Annotated in this window: 21 protein-coding genes; 13 read left to right on the forward strand and 8 right to left on the reverse strand. The window is 75.7% G+C overall.

All coding sequences use genetic code 11. The features are described from left to right. Positions 1-99 precede the first annotated feature (99 nt). The 3 genes from I4I82_RS30140 to ctaD form a co-directional block, all read right to left on the reverse strand. The gene (locus tag I4I82_RS30140; protein WP_218596286.1) at positions 100-750 is read right to left on the reverse strand and encodes a HemK2/MTQ2 family protein methyltransferase; all 651 of its coding nucleotides are present in this window, start codon (positions 748-750) and stop codon (positions 100-102) included. 71 nt (positions 751-821) lie between these two features. Continuing rightward, the gene (locus I4I82_RS30145; protein ID WP_218593486.1) at positions 822-1169 is read right to left on the reverse strand and encodes a DUF8129 domain-containing protein; all 348 of its coding nucleotides are present in this window, start codon (positions 1167-1169) and stop codon (positions 822-824) included. 38 nt (positions 1170-1207) lie between these two features. After that, positions 1208-2953 (reverse strand): aa3-type cytochrome oxidase subunit I, encoded by a 1746-nt coding sequence (ctaD, locus tag I4I82_RS30150; RefSeq protein WP_218593485.1) that lies wholly within the window; start codon positions 2951-2953, stop codon positions 1208-1210. An 84-nt stretch (positions 2954-3037) separates the two neighbouring features. Between ctaD and I4I82_RS30155 the strand changes: the two genes are divergently transcribed. Both I4I82_RS30155 and I4I82_RS30160 read left to right on the forward strand, forming a co-directional pair. Next, positions 3038-5458 (forward strand): phosphoketolase family protein, encoded by a 2421-nt coding sequence (locus tag I4I82_RS30155; protein ID WP_218593484.1) that lies wholly within the window; start codon positions 3038-3040, stop codon positions 5456-5458. After that, positions 5455-6573 (forward strand): acetate/propionate family kinase, encoded by a 1119-nt coding sequence (locus tag I4I82_RS30160; RefSeq protein WP_218593483.1) that lies wholly within the window; start codon positions 5455-5457, stop codon positions 6571-6573. Before I4I82_RS30155 ends, I4I82_RS30160 begins: the two co-directional genes overlap by 4 nt. A 70-nt stretch (positions 6574-6643) precedes the next feature. Here I4I82_RS30160 and I4I82_RS30165 read toward each other — a convergent pair whose 3' ends face one another. Continuing rightward, the gene (locus I4I82_RS30165) at positions 6644-7984 is read right to left on the reverse strand and encodes an APC family permease (RefSeq protein WP_218593482.1); all 1341 of its coding nucleotides are present in this window, start codon (positions 7982-7984) and stop codon (positions 6644-6646) included. 74 nt (positions 7985-8058) lie between these two features. Between I4I82_RS30165 and I4I82_RS30170 the strand changes: the two genes are divergently transcribed. Both I4I82_RS30170 and I4I82_RS30175 read left to right on the forward strand, forming a co-directional pair. Beyond that, entirely contained in the window at positions 8059-8868 is an 810-nt protein-coding gene (locus I4I82_RS30170) for an MBL fold metallo-hydrolase (RefSeq protein WP_218596287.1), read from the forward strand. A 38-nt stretch (positions 8869-8906) separates the two neighbouring features. Beyond that, the gene (locus tag I4I82_RS30175; protein WP_308112844.1) at positions 8907-9956 is read left to right on the forward strand and encodes a DNA topoisomerase IB; all 1050 of its coding nucleotides are present in this window, start codon (positions 8907-8909) and stop codon (positions 9954-9956) included. A 59-nt stretch (positions 9957-10015) separates the two neighbouring features. Here the strand turns inward: I4I82_RS30175 and I4I82_RS30180 are convergent, their stop codons facing one another. Continuing rightward, the gene (locus tag I4I82_RS30180) at positions 10016-11080 is read right to left on the reverse strand and encodes an FUSC family protein (protein WP_218596288.1); all 1065 of its coding nucleotides are present in this window, start codon (positions 11078-11080) and stop codon (positions 10016-10018) included. A gap of 105 nt (positions 11081-11185) precedes the next feature. Then, on the reverse strand, positions 11186-12199 hold the full coding sequence (locus tag I4I82_RS30185; protein ID WP_218590827.1) for a YihY/virulence factor BrkB family protein: 1014 nt from the start codon (positions 12197-12199) through the stop codon (positions 11186-11188). Positions 12200-12363: 164 nt separating this feature from the next. Here I4I82_RS30185 and I4I82_RS30190 point away from each other — a divergent pair, with 164 nt between their 5' ends. The 5 genes from I4I82_RS30190 (at position 12364) to I4I82_RS30210 (ending at position 14483) form a co-directional block, all read left to right on the forward strand. Then, on the forward strand, positions 12364-12777 hold the full coding sequence (locus I4I82_RS30190) for a hypothetical protein (protein ID WP_218590826.1): 414 nt from the start codon (positions 12364-12366) through the stop codon (positions 12775-12777). A gap of 71 nt (positions 12778-12848) precedes the next feature. Beyond that, a complete protein-coding gene (locus I4I82_RS30195; RefSeq protein ID WP_218590832.1) occupies positions 12849-13403 on the forward strand; it encodes a D-sedoheptulose-7-phosphate isomerase in 555 nt (184 codons plus the stop codon). A gap of 68 nt (positions 13404-13471) precedes the next feature. Beyond that, positions 13472-13909: a phage holin family protein gene (locus I4I82_RS30200; protein WP_218590825.1), complete on the forward strand. Its 438-nt coding sequence runs from the start codon at positions 13472-13474 to the stop codon at positions 13907-13909. Then, positions 13906-14277: a DUF3618 domain-containing protein gene (locus I4I82_RS30205; protein ID WP_218590824.1), complete on the forward strand. Its 372-nt coding sequence runs from the start codon at positions 13906-13908 to the stop codon at positions 14275-14277. Before I4I82_RS30200 ends, I4I82_RS30205 begins: the two co-directional genes overlap by 4 nt. Further along, positions 14274-14483 (forward strand): hypothetical protein, encoded by a 210-nt coding sequence (locus I4I82_RS30210; RefSeq protein WP_218590823.1) that lies wholly within the window; start codon positions 14274-14276, stop codon positions 14481-14483. The genes I4I82_RS30205 and I4I82_RS30210 overlap by 4 nt, the downstream gene beginning before the upstream one ends. Positions 14484-14583: 100 nt before the next feature. Here I4I82_RS30210 and I4I82_RS30215 read toward each other — a convergent pair whose 3' ends face one another. Together I4I82_RS30215 and I4I82_RS30220 are read right to left on the reverse strand one after the other, a co-directional pair. Then, positions 14584-15609: an iron-containing redox enzyme family protein gene (locus I4I82_RS30215; protein ID WP_218590822.1), complete on the reverse strand. Its 1026-nt coding sequence runs from the start codon at positions 15607-15609 to the stop codon at positions 14584-14586. Next, positions 15602-15838, reverse strand: a complete 237-nt coding sequence (locus I4I82_RS30220) for a CDGSH iron-sulfur domain-containing protein (protein ID WP_372453780.1) — start codon at positions 15836-15838, stop codon at positions 15602-15604. The genes I4I82_RS30215 and I4I82_RS30220 overlap by 8 nt, the downstream gene beginning before the upstream one ends. A gap of 169 nt (positions 15839-16007) precedes the next feature. Between I4I82_RS30220 and I4I82_RS34580 the strand changes: the two genes are divergently transcribed. The 4 genes from I4I82_RS34580 (at position 16008) to I4I82_RS30240 (ending at position 19193) form a co-directional block, all read left to right on the forward strand. Next, positions 16008-16985 carry a hypothetical protein gene (locus I4I82_RS34580; RefSeq protein ID WP_267460967.1) on the forward strand — a complete coding sequence of 326 codons (978 nt, stop codon included), beginning with the start codon at positions 16008-16010 and terminating at the stop codon, positions 16983-16985. Further along, complete coding sequence (locus I4I82_RS30230; protein WP_218590819.1) at positions 16982-17647, forward strand: phage holin family protein; 666 nt, start codon at positions 16982-16984, stop codon at positions 17645-17647. Before I4I82_RS34580 ends, I4I82_RS30230 begins: the two co-directional genes overlap by 4 nt. Continuing rightward, entirely contained in the window at positions 17644-18348 is a 705-nt protein-coding gene (locus tag I4I82_RS30235; protein WP_218590818.1) for a DUF3618 domain-containing protein, read from the forward strand. Before I4I82_RS30230 ends, I4I82_RS30235 begins: the two co-directional genes overlap by 4 nt. A 77-nt stretch (positions 18349-18425) precedes the next feature. After that, positions 18426-19193, forward strand: a complete 768-nt coding sequence (locus I4I82_RS30240) for an alpha/beta hydrolase (protein ID WP_218590817.1) — start codon at positions 18426-18428, stop codon at positions 19191-19193. The last annotated feature ends 23 nt before the right edge of the window (positions 19194-19216 follow it).

Raw genomic sequence — 19216 nt, forward strand, 5'->3', positions numbered from 1 at the left:
CTCGCACGGGTCGACCGTACGGGCTCGGCGGTGCGCCCGCGCACCCCGGTCGGTCCCGTCGGGACCTTCCTCCTCGAGGACTCGGCCCCGCCCGAGGACTCAGCGCATCCCGCTGACGACCACGAGCTCCTCGAACCGCTCGCCCTCGGCGATCAGGCCCCGCTGCTCCAGCATCGCCGCGCGGCCCTGCATGACCGGACCGAACGGGATGGTGACGCGCGAGAGGACCGACGGCACGAAGCCGGCGTCGCCCAGCGCGTCGACGGTCGCCTGTGTTCCGCACAGCGCGGAGTGCACGAGCAGGATCTGCCCGTCGGGGGTGAGCACGTCGGCCGCGCCCGCGCAGATCCGGTCGATCAACGTGCGGCCGTCGACGCCGGCGTCCCAGCAGCGGGCCCGGGTGTGGCGGGGGAGGCGGTCGGTGGCGGCGGGCACGTAGGGCGGGTTGCTCACCACGAGGTCGAAGCGCCGCCCGGTCAGGGGCGCGAACAGGTCGCCGCGCCGGATGTCGATGTCGAGCCCGGCGAGGCGGGCGTTGAGGCGCGCGGCGGCGACGGACCGGGCGGACAGGTCCACGGCCGTCACCGACGCGGCCCCGGCCCTGGCGGCCGCGAGGGCGATGGCACCGGACCCGGTGCCGACGTCGAGCACGTGGCGTCCTTCGGCGTAGCCGCCGCGCTGCATCACGTCGATGAGGACCTCGGTGTCGCTCTGGGCCCGGTACACGCCGGGGGCCCGATTCAGCATCATGACCTTCAGATGCCCCGTGGGCGACAGATCAAACTCCTGCTGCTGGTCCTGCTCCCGCCGCGCCGGACGGCTCAGCGGCCCCGGATGTCGCGGTTCGGCGTCTGACCGGCGACGCCGTGGCGCAGCGGCTGGTTGTTCACCTGCGCCCCCGCCCCGCTCACCTCCGAGCCGCCGTCCGGTGCCGGCGCCTGCTCGGGGCGCGCCGCGGCGGGGTCGCCGGCCGAGAGCGGGGCGCCGTCCTCGACGTCGGCGAGCCGGGCGCGCAGCACCTCCAGCACCGGCAGGCGGTTGCCGTGCGCCTCCTCGTGCGCGATCAGCTCGCGCAGCGGCGCGGCGGGCAGCGTGCGCACCCGGCCGGCGAGGTCGCCGGTGGTGAGGTGGTCGTAGTCGGGCAGGGGCAGGTCGGTGCGCTCGGACACGGCGCTCCTCTCGGGTCGGCGAGTGTCGGACGTGCGCGTCACCGCGACGCGGGGTCGTCGTCGGGCTGCTCCTCGCGGCCCACGCCCTGGGCCGCGCGCTCGGCGGGCGTCGCGCGGCTGACATGGGCCTCGCGGCGGTAGCGCTCGACCAGGTGCGGGTAGTGCAGCTCGAAGGCGGGACGCTCGGAGCGGATGCGCGGGAGCTCGTGGAAGTTGTGCCGCGGCGGCGGGCTCGACGTCGCCCACTCCAGGGAGTTGCCGAAGCCCCAGGGGTCGTCGGCGGTGGTGCGGCGGCCGTGGCGGTAGCTGCGGGCGACGTTCCACAGGAACGGCAGCGTCGAGATCCCCAGCAGGAACGCCCCGACCGAGGAGATCGTGTTGAGCACCGTGAAGCCGTCCTGGGGCTGGTAGTCGACGTAGCGGCGCGGCATGCCCTGCGGACCCAGCCAGTGGTGCACCAGGAACGTCATGTGGAAGCCGATGAACATCGTCCAGAAGTGCACCCGGCCCAGCCGCTCGTCCATGAACCGGCCGGTCATCTTCGGGAACCAGAAGTAGATGCCGGCGAAGACGGAGAACACGATCGTGCCGAACAGCACGTAGTGGAAGTGCCCGACGACGAAGTACGTGTCGTTGAGGTGGAAGTCCAGCGGGGGCGAGCCGAGGAGGACACCGGTGAGCCCGCCGAAGAGGAACGTCACCAGGAACCCGACGGCGAACAGCATCGGGGTCTCGAAGGTGATCTTCCCCTTCCACATCGTGCCGATCCAGTTGACGAACTTGATGCCGGTCGGGATCGCGATGAGGAAGGTCGTGAAGGAGAAGAACGCCAGCAGCACCGCGCCGGTGGCGAACATGTGGTGCGCCCACACGGCCACGGACAGGACCGTGATCGCGATCGTCGCGAACACCATCGTCTTGTAGCCGAACAGCGGCTTGCGGCTGAACACCGGGATGATCTCGGTGATGATCCCGAAGAACGGCAGCGCCACGATGTAGACCTCGGGATGGCCGAAGAACCAGAACATGTGCTGCCACAGCACCGCGCCGCCGTGCTCGGGGTCGAAGACGTGGGCGCCGAGGTGGTGGTCGGCGAGCTGGCCGAACAGGGCCGCGGTGAGGATCGGGAACGCGACCAGGATGAGGATCGAGGTGACCAGGATGTTCCAGCAGAAGATCGGCATCCGGAACATCGTCATGCCGGGCGCGCGCAGGCAGACCACCGTCGTCACCATGTTGACCGCGCCCAGGATCGTGCCGAGCCCCGACACGATCAGGCCGGAGAACCACAGCGTCGCCCCGGGGCCGGGGGAGTAGGTCGGCCCGGACAGCGGGGCGTAGGCGTACCAGCCGAAGTCGGCGGCGCCGCCCGGGGTGAGGAACCCCGCGAGCACGATCAGCGAACCGAACAGGAACAGCCAGTAGGAGAAGGCGTTCAGCCGCGGGAAGGCGACGTCCGGCGCCCCGATCTGCAGCGGCAGGATGTAGTTCGCGAAGCCGAACAGGATCGGCGTCGCGTAGAGCAGCAGCATGACCGTGCCGTGCATCGTGACGAGCTGGTTGTACTGCTCGCCGGAGAGGAACTGCTGCCCCGGCACGGCCAGCTCCCCGCGCATCAGCAGCGCCATCGCGCCGCCGACGAGGAAGAACGTGAACGCGGTGACCAGGTAGAGCACCCCGATGTCCTTGGGATCGGTGGTGCGCAGCAGGTGGGTGATCCGCGAGCCGCGCCCCGGGCGGACCGGGGCGGTCACCGGTTCCGGCCGGACGGGGGTGGTGGTCATGACCGCCCGCGTACCCCGCCACGAGCGGCTCACACGCCGGCGGCGGCAACGGATGAGCGGACGGTGGGCGGGTAGCCCTTGTCCATGGCCGCCCCCGCGACGACGTCCACCCCCGCCGGCCTCCAGGTGCTCGACGCCTGGTGGCGGGCCGCCAACTACCTCTCCGTCGGGCAGATCTACCTGATGGACAACCCGCTGCTGCGCGAGCCGCTCGCCCCCGAGCACGTCAAGCCGCGGCTGCTCGGGCACTGGGGCACCACCCCGGGCCTGACGTTCCTGTGGGCCCACCTCAACCGCGTGATCGGCCGCGACGGGTGGAACGACGGGAAGGGCGACGCGCTGTTCGTCACCGGCCCCGGGCACGGCGGCCCCGCCGTCGTCGCGACGGCGTGGCTGGAGGGCACCTACTCCGAGCGCTACTCTCACGTGCCGCGCGACGCGGAGGGGATGAAGGCGCTGTTCGGGCAGTTCTCCTTCCCCGGAGGCATCCCGTCGCACGCGGCGCCGGAGACGCCGGGATCGATCCACGAGGGCGGCGAGCTGGGCTACGCGCTGGCGCACGCCTACGGCGCCGCGTTCGACAACCCCGACCTCCTCGTCGCCTGCGTCATCGGCGACGGCGAGTTCGAGACCGGTGCCCTGGCCGGGAGCTGGCAGGCCAACAAGTTCGCGCACCCCGTCCACGACGGCACGGTGCTACCGATCCTGCACCTCAACGGCTACAAGATCGCCAACTCGACGGTCGCCGCGCGGATCCCGGAGTCCGAGCTGCTCGACCAGCTCCGCGGCCACGGCCACCGCCCGTACGTGCTGGAGGGGGGTTTCGACGGAGAAGACCCCGCCGCGGTCCACGTGCGGATGGCCGGCGTGATGGACGAGATCGTCGACGAGATCGTGCGGCTGCGGGCGCGGGCGGCCGAGCAGCTCGCCGCGGGGGAGGAGGTCGAGCGCCCGGCGTGGCCGGTGCTGGTGCTGCGCACGCCGAAGGGCTGGACGGGGCCGAGGGAGGTCGACGGCAAGCAGGTCGAGGGCAGCTTCCGCGCCCACCAGGTGCCGCTGGCCGAGACCCGCACGAACGACGGGCACCGCGCCCAGCTGGAGCAGTGGATGCGCTCCTACCGGCCCGAGGAGCTGTTCGACGAGGACGGCGGGCTGCGCCCGGAGATCGCCGAGTTCGCGCCGCGCGGCACGAAGCGGATGAGTGCGACCCCGCACGCCAACGGCGGCGAGCTGCTGCGCGACCTGCGCCTGCCCGATTTCACCGCGTTCGGCGTCGACGTCCCCGAGCCCGGCTCCGGGCCGGTCGGCGCCACCGCGGTGCTCGGCCGCTGGCTCGCCGAGGTCGTGCGCCGCAACCCGCACGACTTCCGGATCATGGGCCCGGACGAGACCGCGTCCAACCGGCTCCAGGACGTCTTCGACGCCACCGACCGGCAGTTCACCGGCGAGATCCGCGAGGGTGACGAGCACACCGCGCGCGCCGGGCGCGTGCTCGAGGTCCTCAACGAGCAGCTGTGCCAGGGCTGGCTGGAGGGCTACCTGCTCACCGGCCGCCACGGGCTGTTCAACTGCTACGAGGCGTTCATCCACATCGTCGACTCGATGTTCAACCAGCACGCCAAGTGGCTCGCCGCGTGCCGCCACATCCCGTGGCGCCGGCCGATCGCGTCGCTGAACTACCTGCTCACCAGCCACGTCTGGCGCCAGGACCACAACGGGTTCTCCCACCAGGACCCCGGCTTCGTCGACCACGTGCTCAACAAGAAGCCCGAGATCGTGCGCGTCTACCTGCCGCCGGACGCCAACACCCTGCTCTCCACCTACGACCACTGCCTGCGCACCCGCGACTACGTCAACGTCGTCGTCGCGGGCAAGAACCCCGGCCCGCAGTGGCTGACGATGGACGAGGCCGTGGCGCACTGCACGCGCGGCATCGGGATCTGGCCGTGGGCGTCGAACGCCGACGGGGAGGAACCCGACGTCGTGCTGGGCTGCGCGGGCGACGTGCCGACGCTGGAGGCCGTCGCCGCGGTCTCGCTGCTGCGCGAGCACCTGCCCGAGCTGAAGGTGCGGCTGGTCAACGTCGTCGACCTCATGCGGCTGCAGGACGAGCGCGAGCACCCGCACGGGCTGTCCGACCGCGAGTTCGACGGCCTGTTCACCACCGACCGGCCCGTCGTCTTCGCCTACCACGGCTACCCGTGGCTGATCCACCGCCTGACCTACCGGCGCACCAACCACCGCAACATCCATGTGCGCGGCTACAAGGAGGAGGGCACCACGACGACGCCCTTCGACATGGTGATGCTCAACGACCTCGACCGCTTCCACCTCGTCGTCGACGTCATCGACCGCGTGCCCGGGCTCGCCGTGCGCCACAGCGCGCTGCGCCAGTTCATGCTCGACGAGCGGCTGCGCTGCCGGCGCCACACCCGCCTGCACGGCGAGGACGCGCCCGACGTGCGCGGCTGGGTCTGGCCGGAACCGAGCGGCCCCCGCCCGTGACGCGGGTCCTGGTCGTCAACGCCGGGTCGTCGTCGGTGAAGCTGTCGCTGGTCGACGGCGACCGGACCGTGTGGAGCGAGTCGGTCGACCCCGCCGACGCCGGGGACGCCGTGGAGCGCCGGGCCGCGGAGGGCGGTGCCGAGTGGGGTGGTGCCGAGGGGGGTGGCATCGACGCCGTCGGGCACCGCATCGTGCACGGTGGCACCCGCTTCACCGGGCCCGCGCTCGTCGACGACGCCGTGCTCGACGCGATCGCGGCGCTCGCCGACCTCGCGCCGCTGCACCAGGGCCCCGCCGTCGACGCCCTGCGCCGCACCCGGGCCGCGCTGCCGGGCGTCGCGCAGGTGGCGTGCTTCGACACCGCCTTCCACCGCAGCCTGCCCGCCGCCGCGCACACCTACGCCGTGCCCGACCGCTGGCGCCACGGCCTCGGGGTGCGCCGCTACGGCTTCCACGGCCTCGCCCACGAGTGGTCGGCGCGCCGGGCCGCGGAGATCGTCGGACGGCCGGTGGGGGAGCTTCGGACCGTCACCGCGCACCTGGGCTCGGGCGCGTCGCTGTGCGCGGTGGACCGCGGCCGGTCGGTCGACACGACGATGGGCTTCACCCCGACCGCCGGGCTGGTGATGGGGACCCGCTGCGGTGACCTCGACCCGTCGGTGCCCCCGTACCTGCAGCGCCGCGGCGTGCCGGCCGACGAGGTGGGCCGGGCGCTGGACCGCGAGAGCGGGCTGCTCGCGTTGGCCGGGAGCTCCGACGTGCGCGACGTCGTCGGCCTGGCCGCCACCGGGGACGACGACGCGCTCATCGCGCTCGACGTCTGGGCCCACCGCGCCCGCGCCCTGGTCGCGGCCATGACCGCCGCGCTGGGCGGGATCGACGTGCTGGCCTTCAGCGGCGGGGTGGGGGAGCACCAGCCCGTCCTGCGGGCCCGGGTCGTCGACGGGCTCGGCTTCCTCGGCCTCGCGCTGGACCCTGCGGCCAACGAGGCGGCCGGCGGCGACGCCGACGTCACGGCCCCCGGCGCACCGGCCCGGGCGGTGGTGGTGACCGCCCGGGAGGACCTGGTGGTGGCGGAGCAGGTGCGGGCGCTCGTGCCGGCCGCGCGGACCTGATCACGCGGACCTGATCACGCGGACCTGATCACGCGGACCTGATCACGCGGGGCTGATCACGCGGGGCCGATCACGCTTCCCGCTGCGCCGACCGCTCCGTCCCGCGCTTCCGCAGCCGCTCGGCCCCGTACAGCAGCACGCCGAGCCCGAGCAGCAGGGCGGCGCGGAGCCAGACCGCGCCGGACTGCTGGGCCATCAGCGCCACGCAGGACAGGGCGCCGAGGATCGGGAGCACCAGCGGCACGCGGAAGTGGTCGGCCTCGCCGTCGTCGCGGCGGCGCAGGACGAGCACGGCGATGTTGGTGCTGAGGAAGCTCACCAGCAGGAGCAGGACGACGGTGTCGGCGAGCTCGGCCAGGTCGCCGGTGAGCGCCAGGGCCAGGGCCAGCGCGGTCGTCGCGACGATCGCGACCCACGGCGTGCGGCGCCCGGGCAGGACTCGCGCGAGCACCGGGGGCAGCAGCCCGTCCTCGGCCATCCCGTAGGCGAGGCGGCTGCTGAAGATGCCGGTGAGCAGGGCCGTGTTGGTCACCGCGACCAGCGCGATCACCGAGAACAGCCACAGCGGGACGCCGACGTCGGCGATCCGGACGACCTCCAGCAGCGGTCCGGTGGATCCGGCGAGCTGGTCGAGGGGGACGGTCAGCGTCACCGTGAGCCCGACCAGGACGTAGAGCGCCCCGGCGAGCAGCAGCCCGCCGAACAGCGCGCGCGGGAACGTGCGGCGCGGGTCGACCGTCTCCTCGACCATGTTGGCCGAGGTCTCGAACCCGACGAAGGAGTAGAACGCCAGTGCCGCCGCGGCGACGACGGCCGCGGCCACCCCGCCCGCGCCCTCGCCGGGCACCTGCGACAGCTGCGCCGGGTCGGCCTGCCCGCGGCCCACGAGTACCGCCCCGAGCACGACGACCAGCACCAGCCCGGCCGACTCCAGCAGCGTCATCACGACGTTGGCGCGCATCGACTCGGTGATGCCACGCGCGTTGAGCAGGGCGAGCACCACCAGGAACCCGACGGCGACGGGCACGGGCGGCAGCGCGACCAGCGCGGCGAGGTACTCCCCGCCGAACGCGACCGCCAGCGCCCCGACGCTGGTGACCCCCGCCGCGATCCCGCAGAAGCCGACGAGGAACGCGACGCCCTCGCTGCGGAAGGCCCGGCGCGCGAACACCGCGGCGCCGCCCGCCCGCGGGAAGCGCGTGACGAGCTCGGCGTAGGACGCGGCCGTGAGCAGCGCGAGGCCGAGGGCCACGGCCAGCGCGAGCCACAGCGCCCCGCCCGCGCGGCCCGCGGCCTCGCCGACGAGGGTGTAGATGCCGGCGCCGAGGACGTCGCCGACGACGAACAGCGTCAGCAGGCGGCCGTCGAGGGCGCGGCGCAGCGGCGCGTCGTCCTGGGTGCGGGAGACCATGGCGGCGGATTCCCCCGTCCCCGGCGGTACATGCGGGCCGGTTTCGGCGCCCTCCCGGCGGGCACCCGGCCCCGATGACCGGACCCGACGACCCGCCCGGCTCCCTGACCTTCGGCGGGACCGCCACGACGCTGCTGCGCCTGGGCGGGTTCACGCTGCTCACCGACCCGAACTTCCTGCACCGGGGCCGGCGGGTGCACCTGGGCTACGGCCTGACCTCGCGGCGCCGCACCGAGCCCGCGCTGGGCCCCGAGGACCTGCCGCTGCTCGACGGCGTGCTGCTCTCGCACCTGCACGGCGACCACTTCGACCGGATCGCCCGCGACCGCCTCGCCCCCGACCTGCCCGTCGTCACCACCCCGCACGCCGCCCGGCGCCTGCGCCGCTGGGGCTTCGAGGCGGCGACGGGCCTGCAGACGTGGGAGAGCCGGGAGATCCACCGCGACGGGGAGACGCTGCGGGTCACCGCGGTGCCCGGGCAGCACGGCCCGGCGGTCGTGCACCGCGCCCTGCCGCCGGTGATGGGCAGCGTCGTCGACCTCGAGCGCGGCGGGCGGCGGGTGCTGCGCGTCTACGTCACCGGGGACACGCTGCGGCGGCCCTGGCTGCGCTCGGTGCGCGAGCGTTTCCCCGACATCGACGTGATGGTCGCCCACCTCGGCGGCACGCGCGTGCTCGGCGTGCTCGTCACCATGGACGGCGAGCAGGGCGCCGACCTCGCGTCGTTGATCGACCCCGGCACGACGGTGCCCGTGCACTTCGACGATTACCCGGTGTTCCGTTCGCCGCGCTCGGACTTCGTGGCCCGCATGGCGGCCCGGGGGACGGGCTCGCGGGTGCTGCTCGTGGACCGCGGCGGAACCGTCCCGCTCACGGCCCGCTGAGTGCGTATGCCGCGGGGCGGAAGGGGTATCTGGGCACCGTGGACGACGCGATGCCCGAGGGGCTCGTACGCAGTGACCCCTCCGGTCCCGGTTTCTCCCGGCGCCGCCGCGGGCGCGGGTTCGGCTACGTCGACGCCTCGGGCGCGACGCTGACCGATCCCGAGCACCTGGCGCGGGCCAAGGGGCTGGTGATCCCGCCGGCGTGGCAGGACGTGTGGATCAGCCCGGACCCGGCCGGGCACATCCAGGCCGTCGGCACAGACGCGGCCGGGCGCCGCCAGTACCGCTACCACGACGTCTGGAACCAGGCCCGCGCCGCGGTGAAGTACGACCGCGTCCTGACGCTGGGCAAGCGGATGCCGACGGTGCGGGAGGAGATCGCCGTGCGGCTGTCCCGCACCGGGCTCGACCGCGACCGCGTGCTGGCCGGCGCGGTGCGGATGCTCGACGTCGGCGTGTTCCGCGCGGGCGGCGAGGAGTACGCACCGGGGGAGGACGACGACGAGGAGGGCACGTTCGGCCTCGCCACCCTGCGCCGCGACCACGTCCGGCTGCGGCGCGGCGCCGTCGAGGTGCGCTACCTCGCGAAGGGCGGCATCGAGCGGACGGTCGCCCTGCGCGACCCGCTGCTGCACCGCTTCGTGGGCGGGCTGCTGCGCCGCCGCGGCGGCGGCGAGGACCTGCTGGCCCACCGCGTCGGGCGCGGCTGGCACGACGTGCGGGCCGAGGACCTCAACGCCGGGGTCAAGGAGCTCGTCGGCGGCGTCTACACCTGCAAGGACCTCCGCACCTGGAACGCCACCGTGCTCGCCGCCGCCACCCTGGCCGCAGCCGCGCCCGACGGCCCGCCCACCGCGGAGCGGACCCGCAAGCGGCTGCTGAAGGCCGCGGTCACCGAGGTGGCCGAGCACCTGGGCAACACCCCGACCGTCGCCCGCGCGTCCTACGTGGACCCCCGGGTGATCCAGCGGTTCGAGGAGGGCGTCACGATCGCCTCGGCCCTGCGCCGCGCCGGCGCCCCCGCCCCCTCCGACGACGCCGGACGTGCGGTGCTGGAGCGTGCGGTGGTGCGGCTGATCGAGGACTAGCGCCGCCTCCGGCCCCGGGCCCCGCCCCCTCCGCGCCGCGCGGGCGCGGAGGAGGGTGGTCAGCGGTGCAGGTCGTCGAGGGCGTCGGACAGGGTCATCACGCACGCGGCCCGTACGTGCGACGCCACGTCCTCCACCCGCTCGCGCGGCCGCTCGCCGGTTCCGGCGCCCGTCCCGCCGCCCGACCCGCCGCCCTGCTCGTCCACCGATGGATCCGGGGCCCGCAGGGCGTCGACGGAGTCCGCCAGGCGCTCCACCAGGTCGGCCAGCGCGCCGTCGGGCGGGTGCTCGGGGCCGTCGGCGGGGTCGGCGAGCAGCACGGCCACCTGCACCGCGCGCTCGGCGACGCGGTCCAGGCGCAGCACGGTCTCCGGGGCGGCGAGCGGGGAGTCCACCTTCCCGATGCGGCGGCGCCGCGGGTTCCAGCGCATGCTGTCCCGCCCCTCCCACGCGGCGTCGTGGGCCTGGCGGACGGTGACGCGGGTGGCGCGGGCGCGCCCGACCCAGCGCTCCGCCTCGGCGGTGTCGCGTCCGTCGCGCACGCCCGCGGCCATCTCCCGCAGCAGCCCGCCGATCTCGCCGGCCAGGGCGTCGACCGCGGCCCGGGCGTCCTGCAGGTGCACCGGCGGCAGGACGAGCGTGTTGACGGTGGCGCCCAGCACCGAGCCGGCCGCACTGAACAGCACCCAGGCCACGAGCCCGTCGGGCTGCTCGGCGCTGCCGTTGACCAGCAGCAGCAGCGCGGTGACCGCGACCCAGTACCCGTCCTCGCCGAAGTGGCGCCAGCGCCCGGCGAGCAGCCCGGCGAGCACGACCAGCGGCACCGCGACCACCTGCTCCGGCACCAGCCGCCCGACGACGCCCGCGAGCAGCACCCCGACCAGCACCATCCCCGCCTGCCTCGCCGCCCCCGACCACGACCGCCGCACGGTGGTCGTGACGGCCAGGACCGCGGCGTAGGGGGCGAGGAAGGCCTGGGCGCGGCCGGCCTCGCCGGTCCACCGCAGCAGCAGCAGTGCCAGCGCTGCGGCCGCGGCGGCCTTGGCCGCCTGCACGAGCCCTTCGCGCTCCCGCCCGCGGCGCCGCAGCACCCTGGTGACGGCCTCGGGCAGGCCCGCCACCACCCGCCGGCCCACTAGCCGCCCGCGACGGCCGCCGCGTCGCGCCGGGCCCCCACCGTGAACGGGTGCAGGCGCCCGGCGGCGGCGACCGAGGCGGTGGCCGGCGCATCACCCACCGTCGGCCACCGTATCCGCGGCCTGCGCGCGCCGCTCGCCCATCGGCACCGGCTCCCCGCGCGTGGTGTCGCGGCGGGTCTGGCGCTCGGACTCGGCGTTGATCTCGGCACCGAGCAGCACGATGTAGCTGGTGAGGTAGAGCCACAGCATCAGCACGACGACGCCGGCCAGTGCGCCGTAGGTGGCGTTGTACTTGCCGAAGTTGTTGACGTACAGGCTGAACGCCACGCTCCCGAGCACCCACAGCAGCGTCGCGACGACCGCGCCGGGGCTCGTCCAGCGGAACTTCGGGGCGTCGCGATCGGGCGCCACGCGGTACACCACGGCCAGCGCGACGACGACGACCCCGACCAGCAGCACCCAGCGCACCACCTGCGCCACCACGGTGCCGACGACGCCGAGCTGCAGCGCGTCGAGCACCGGCGGCACGACGGCGACGAGGGTCAGGGCGACCAGCACGAACACGATCGCGCCGAGGGTCAGCGCGAGAGCGGTCCCGCGCAGGCGCAGGAACCCGCGGGTCTCGTCCTCGTCGTAGGCGAGGTTGATCGCCGACATGAGGTTGCTCGTGCCGCCCGACGCGCTCCACAGCGCGGCGAGGACCGACACGACCAGCCCGATCCCCAGTGCGCTGCCGCCCGGGGCGGTGAGGGACTGCAGCTGCCCCGCCACCAGCGGTTGGGTGTCCTGGGGCAGACCTGCGGCGAGGTCCTGCACCTGCCGGGCCACGGTCTCCGGGTCGGCGACCAGCCCGTACAGGGTGAGCGCGGCGATCAGGGCGGGGAACAGGGCGAGGAAGGCGAAGAAGGCGACGCCCCCGGCCAGTATCGAGACGTTGTCGGCCTTGCCCTCGGCGAAGGCACGGCGCACCACCTGCCACCACCCCTTCGGCGGGATGGCGGCCGGGGTCTCGGCCCGCGATCCGGGCGGGGCGTGCTGCGAGCCGGCGTCACCGCGGCCGGCGTCACCGCGGCCGGCGTCCCCTCGGTGGGCGGTCGTGCTCATGTCGGGTCTCCTCGTCGTGCGCTCATCCGGGCAGGGATCCCCGCACCACGGGCTCTCACACCCGCCGGACGGCCGATCCCGGCTCGTGGTTCGAGCGTCCGGACCGGGGTACCCGCCGCTCCGACCGGCCGACCCGGCCGCAACCGCCCCCGGAGAGGAGCACCGTGCACCTGCTTCCGCGCGTACTCGGCGCGATCACCGCCGCCTACAGCATCGTGATCACCGTCCGGCCCGAGGTGCTCGCCCGGCCCTGCGGGCTCACGGGCCCGACGGGGGAGGCGTCGGCCGCTGTCCGCACCCTGATCGGCGGCATCGGCGCGCGGGACACCGCGATCGGCGCAGCCATGGTGCTCGCGCCCTACGGCCCGGCGCTGCGTGCGGCCGTCGCCGCCCGGGTCTTCTCCGACGCCGCCGACGTCGTGGTGTTCGGCCTGCAGCTCCCCGACGTGTCGCGGCGCCCGCGGATCGCCGGGTTCGCGCTGTTCTGGGCGGCGCTGTGCGCGTGGAGCGGGCGGTGGGCGTCGGGCCCGGGCACTCCGGGAGCCGCCGGACCCCTGCCGACGGCGGTGGCCCGGTGACCGGCGTGCTCGACACGGGAACCGTCACCGGCACGGCCGGTGCGGAGGGCCGCGCGCTCGCCGAGCGCGAGCTGCAGGACCACGTGCGCCGCCTCGACGAGGCGCTGCCGGTGCTGCGCGCCGCCGTGCCGCGGTTGGCCCGCTGGGGCGAGGTGCTGGCCGAGCGCCTCGGCGGGGGCGCACGGTTGCTCGTCGGCGGCAACGGCGGCAGCGCCGCCGAGGCCCAGCACCTCACCGCCGAGCTCGTCGGGCGCTTCGACCGCGAGCGCAGCCCGGTGTCGGCGCTGGCCCTGCACGCCGAGACCTCGACGCTCACCGCCGTCGGCAACGACTACGGCTACACCGAGGTCTACGCCCGCCAGGTCCGCGCCCACGCCCGCGAGGGCGACGTCGTGCTTCTGCTGTCCACCAGCGGCGCCAGCGAGAACCTGCTGGCCGCCGCGCGCGCCGGGCACGACCGCGGCGCCGACGTGTGGGCGCTCACCGGCCCCCGCCCCAACCCGCTGGCCCGTCTCAGCCACGACGCCGTGTGCTTGGCGGGGGACACCGCGACCGTGCAGGAGGGCCACCTCGTGGCCCTGCACATGGTGTGCCGGGCGTTCGAGGCGGCGTTCGCGCGGCGGTAGGCCGGGTTCCCCCTGTCCGGTGCCTCACCGCAGGTGTGTCGCGGCGGTCGGCCGGGTAGCCGGGTCCCATGACCGCTGACACCACGAACGACCCCCGGGCGCAGGCCGCGCCACCGGGTCCCTCCGACCTCTCGACCGGTGATCTGGTCACCCGCCTCGCCGGACAGGTGAGCGAGCTCGTGCGCGGCGAGCTGGAGCTCGCCCGGACCGAGCTGGCGAACAAGGGCAAGCGCGCCGGAGCGGGCGCGGGCCTCGCCGGTGCGGGCGGTGTGGTCGCGCTCTACGGCGGTGGCGCGCTCGTCGCGGCTGCCGTCGCCGGCGTGGCGACCGTGCTCGACGTGTGGCTCGCCGCGCTCGTCGTCGGCATCGTGCTGCTCGTCGTCGCCGGCGTGCTGGCGCTGCTGGGCCGCAGCCAGATCCGCAAGGCGCTGCCCCCGGTGCCGGAGAAGGCCGTCGACAACGTCGGCCGCGACGTCGACGCCGTGAAGCAGGCGGTGCACCGATGAGCCACGCCGCCGGTGGGACCGCCGGGGACACACCGGTCGACCCGAAGCGCCCCGTCGTCGACGGCCGCGCCGAGGAGCGCTCCACCCCCGAGCTCCGCGCCGACCTCGACGAGCTGCGCGCCGACCTCGGCGAGACCGTCGAGGAGCTGGCCCACCGCGTCGACGTCCCGGCACGGGTGAAGGAGCGTCGCGACGAGACCGTCGCCGTGGTCAGGGAGCGCGCCGGGCAGGCGCGGGCGGTCGTCGACGACAAGGCGCCCGCGGTGGGCGCGCTGATCCGCGACCGCCCGGCCGTCGCGGCCGGCGGCGCCGCGGCGTTCCTCGTCGTGCTGCTGCTGATCCTGCGCTCCGGCCGGCGGAACCGGTGAGCCGTGCGTCGCGCCCGCGCCGGATCGTGCTCGGCGCCGTGGCCGCCGCCGCGCTCGTGCTCACCGGCGCCGGCTCGTGCGACGGCGGCCCGGGGGTCCCCGAGCAGGGCGAGCAGGGCGACGGCTTCGGCAACGGCGGCGACGCCGGCGACGAGACCGCGCCCGGCGAGGGTGGCGCGGGCGACGAGGTCGGCGGGGGCGGCTGACGCCGCACCCCGGACAGGCGGGCGCGGAACACGGCCCCCGTGCACCTCGGGTGCACGGGGGCCGTGTGTTCCACGGTATCCCCGCCGGTGGACGACCGGGTCAGGCCGCGGGGGCCTCGGGCATCCCGGGCAGCGGCACGCGCAGCGCGCCGTGTCCGGCGGTCCAGCTCTCCAGGAGGAGCTCGTCGGTGCGGTCGGCGAGCAGGCACGACGCCCGGATGCCGAACACGACGTCGGCGGCGAGCTCCGGCTCCGCCGCCACCATCGGGGCGACGACCCCGCGCCGCACGAGCTGCTCGTGCACCGCGTCGGCCTCCACGTGCTCGGAGTAGAACTCGACGGCGGCGTCGGGCAGGCCGAGGCGGCGCATGGCGCGCACCAGGCGGTCCGAACCCGGCGACGACGTCAGCTCGACGGTCGCGAACTGCCCGACCAGCGCACCGCGCAGCCGCCGGTGCAGCCCGCACAGCGACATGAGGTTGACCTCGGCCAGCACCGGCGCCGGAACGGCGTCGAGGTAGGCGCCGTAGCGGTCGTCGAGCCCGAGCGAGGCCATCATGTCGGCGAACAGCCGGGCGTGCATGCGCACCGGGTCGCCCGCGCCGTACTCGTCGTGCTCGACGGTCACCAGCGCCGCCTTGACCTCGCCGTCCAGCCGCGGGATCACCCACGCCTGCGGGTCGGCCTCCTTCAGGTGGTAGAGCGAGCGGTGCACGACGTACTCGCGCACCTGCCACTCCTCGCCGTCGCGGCGCAGGTGGTGCGAGACGCCGTGGGCCGTCACCGGCTCCACGAGCAGGCCGGCGAGGACCTCGTCGAGGTCGCTGCCGTCCGACGCCGGGACCGCGGCGCGCAGCGCGTCGAGGAACACCCGCTCCATCGCGCGGCGCAGGCCGAGCACGGAGGGGTCCCACTCGAGATCGTCGGCGGCAGGGTCGTCGGACACGCCGTCGAAGCCGCGGTAGTGCAGCTCGTAGGCGCAGTACAGGGCCAGCTGGAGGTCCTCGCCGAACGGGTCGGCGCCGTCGACGACGGCGGGGTCCAGCGTGGACGGTCCGGCGCCGCCGCGCAGCACCGCGAGCAGGGCGTCGCCGATCGGGCCGCGGGAGGAGGGCAGCTCAGGCACGCCCGGCCTCCCCCTCGTCGCGGACCCTCTCGTCGCGGACCTTGCGCCGGTGACTGGTGTCGCAGAACGGGGGGCGCCGGGTGCGCCGGCACAGGCACAGCGCGGAGACGGGGCGTTCGGACCGCACGCGCCGCCCGTCGGGCATCTCCACGACGACGGGGCCGCGCACCAGCAGCGGCCCCTCGTCGACGAAGACGATGTCGGGCGGGTCGGACACGGTCTCGCGCACCGGCCGCCCGGTCCTGTCGTCCTCCACCCGGCCGATCCCGGGTACATCGGTTGCAGTCACCCCTTCGTCATGCCCGTTCCGGCCGTTCCGAAACCCTCCGCGAGCCCGGTTGGACCGGCCCCCAGGGGGTAGCCGCCGACCTGACCGGACAGCAACTGGAGGAGTGGCGATGACGCAGCAGACGAGTGCCTCACCGCAGGGGCCGCCCGCGCAGCAGGGGCAGGGGACCGGGCAGGCCGCCCGGGAGGGCGCGGCCGAGGTCGGCCGCACGACCGCCGACGCCGGGCGCCAGGTGGCGTCGACGGCGACCGACCAGGCCGGGCAGGTGGCGCGCGAGACGCGGCGCCAGGCCCACGACCTGGTCGGCGAGGCCCGGGGCCAGGCCACCGAGCAGGCCCGGGCCGGGCAGCAGAAGGCCGCCGAGGGCCTGAGGTCGCTGGCCCGGGAGCTGCACGGCATGTCCGACGGCGGCGACGGAGGCCCCGCGGCCGACCTCGCGGCGCAGGCCGCCGGACGCATCGACGACGTCGCCGGCTGGCTCGACCACCACGAGCCGGGCGACGTGCTCGAGGAGGTGCGCTCCTTCGCGCGCCGCCGTCCCGGCGCCTTCCTGCTGGGTGCGGCACTGGCCGGCGTGGTCGCCGGGCGGCTGACCCGCGGGGCGGTCGACGCCCAGCACGACGACGGGCCGTCGCGGCCGGGCGGCGCCCAGGGCGGACCGGGCGACGGCTACTCGACGGGGCACCTCCCGCCGGGACCCGGCGCTCCCGTCCACCCCGTGCCCGGGCCCGCCGGCCCGGGTTACCCGGGTGCGGGTCCCGGCGGACCCGGGCCCGTCGGACCGGGACCCGCCGGGCCGGGGACGGCCGGGCCGGGCCGGATGCCCCCCGTCGAGCCGGGCACCCCGCCCGGCGCCGTGCCGCCGGGTGCGGTGCCCCCCGGCGCCGTACCCCCGGGAGCGGGCCCGGGCTCCGTGCCGCCGCCACCGCCGCGGCACGCCGGTACCGGCCCCGGTGCCGGACCGGTCGTCCCGCCGCCCCCGCCCGCACCGGGCCCGACGCACGCGCCCCGGCCGGGCGCGACGACGGTCGGCGAGTACGTCGAGGAGCTCGGCGCCGACGGGCCGCAGCGGCGGGACCCGCGATGACCGGCCCCGTGAACCCCGGCCCCGGACCGTCCGGGTCGCACGCCGGGGGTCCGACCGGTCCGGGCGGCGGGTACGGACCCGATCCCCGCACCGCGCAGCAGTACCCGGCCGGCGGCTACGCCGACCAGTACGCGCCGGACCGGTACGAGGCCCAGCGGCACGGCGGCCCGACCTACGGCGACAACCACCCGGGGACGGCGGTCCCCGCGGAGCGCGCCGCCGGTCCGGGCCCGGTCGCGGACCCGGCCGGGCACGACCCGGGGCACGGTGACCGGGACAGCCGCTCGGTCGGCGAGCTGCTCGGCACCGTGAGCCGCGACCTCTCGACGCTGGTGCGCCAGGAGATCGCGCTCGCCAAGGCCGAGGTGACGCAGGAGGCCACCCGCACCGGCAAGGCGGCGGGCGCGCTGGCGGGGGCCGGGGTCGCCGGCCACTTCGTCCTGCTGTTCCTGTCCATCGCGCTGTGGGCGGCCCTGAGCGGTCTGATCGGCTCGGGATGGTCCGGGCTGGTCGTCGCCCTGGTGTGGGCGATCATCGCCGCCGTCCTGTTCGTGACCGGCCGCTCGAACCTGCGGCGCGTGCACCCCCGTCCCGACCGCACGGTCGAGACGCTGTCCACCGTTCCGGACGCCCTCAAGGGCAACCGAGGAGACACCCGATGACCAGCAGCGAGGACCCGGACCGGATCCGGGCGGAGATCGAGAACACGCAGGCGACGCTCAGCCGCGACGTCGACGCCCTGACCGACAAGGTGAGCCCCGGGCGCATCGTCGAGCGGCGCGTCGACCGGGTGCGCGGCGCGTTCGGTCGCGCGAAGGAGGCAGTGATGGGATCGCACGACACCCCGGGCACCCCCGGCACCATCGGCTACGCGACCGGGCGCAGCGGCGGCCACAGCACCGGGCACGGCACCGGGCACGACCTGGCCGGAGCCGCGTCGCACACGGCGTCGTCGGTGTCGTCCTCGGCGTCCTCGGCCGCCTCGTCGGTCGCCGACGCCGCCCAGCAGGCCCCGCAGGCGGTCCGCCGCCAGGCCCGCGGCAACCCGCTGGCCGCCGGGCTGGTGGCGTTCGGCGCGGGGCTGCTCGTGTCGTCGCTGCTGCCGGCGAGCCGCCGGGAGCAGGAGCTCGCGAGCCAGGCCCGTGACCGCGCCCAGGAGCTGTCGGGGCCGGTCACCGACGCCGCGAAGCAGGTGGCGAACGAGGTGAAGGAGAACCTGCAGGAGCCTGCGCAGCAGGCCGTCGAGGCGGTCCGCGGCACGGCCACCGAGGCGGGCCGCACGGTCGCCGACGACGGCCGCTCGGCCGCCCAGGACGTGCAGGGCCAGGCGAAGGACACCGCGCAGTCGGTGCGCGGGAGCTGACGCCGCCGGGCCCGCGACCTCCGGTCGCGGGCCCCCGGTCCGTCGCATGACCGGCCCGCCGGCGGGTAGCCGGGAGCATGAGCGACAGCACCGCCCTCGTCGACGGGCACCCGTGGTCCGGGCCGTTCCCCGGCATCTCCGTCGGCGCCGTGCTGCGCCGACTGCGCAGCGCCGCCGGCGGCGTCCTCGACCCGGGGCCGGGCGAGCCCCCGCCGCGGTGGCGCGGCCGCGGGTCCCTGGTCCTCGTCGGCGGGCTGTGCACCACCGAGCTGACGCTGGCGCCGCTGGGCGAGTGGCTGGGCCGGCTGGGCTACACGGTCACCACCTACACCGCGGGCGCCGGGATGGGGTGCGGCGCGCAGACCGTCGAGCGGCTGCGCGAGGTGATCCGCCACGCCGACGACGGCGACGGCGTCCGGCTCGTCGGCTACAGCCGCGGCGGGCAGTTCGCCCGCGTCGCGCTGCAGGACCCCGACCTCCCGGTGCGCTCGCTCACCACGCTGGGCACCCCGTTCGACCTCTACGGTGTCAGCCGCCCGCTGCTGGTGCAGGCCGCCGCGATCGCGGTGGCCGGGACGCTGGGCGTGCCGGGGCTCGCGCGGCTGTCGTGCGTGCTGGGGGAGTGCTGCGCGGAGTTCCGCGAGATGCTGCGCGCCCCGGTGCGGGTGCCGTTCACCGCGCTCTACAGCCGGGACGACCGGCTGGTGCGCTGGCAGGCCTGCGTCGACCCCGGCGCCCGGCTCGTCGAGGTGCCGGGCAGCCACCTCGACCTGGTGAGCGCGGGCGCCCCGTTGCGGGCCGTGGCCCGCGAGCTCAGCGAGCCGGTGCCGGCGCTCGCCTGCTGACCCCGGGCCCGACCAGGCGTCCG

This window comes from Pseudonocardia oceani (assembly GCF_019263585.2).
Taxonomy (GTDB): domain Bacteria; phylum Actinomycetota; class Actinomycetes; order Mycobacteriales; family Pseudonocardiaceae; genus Pseudonocardia; species Pseudonocardia oceani.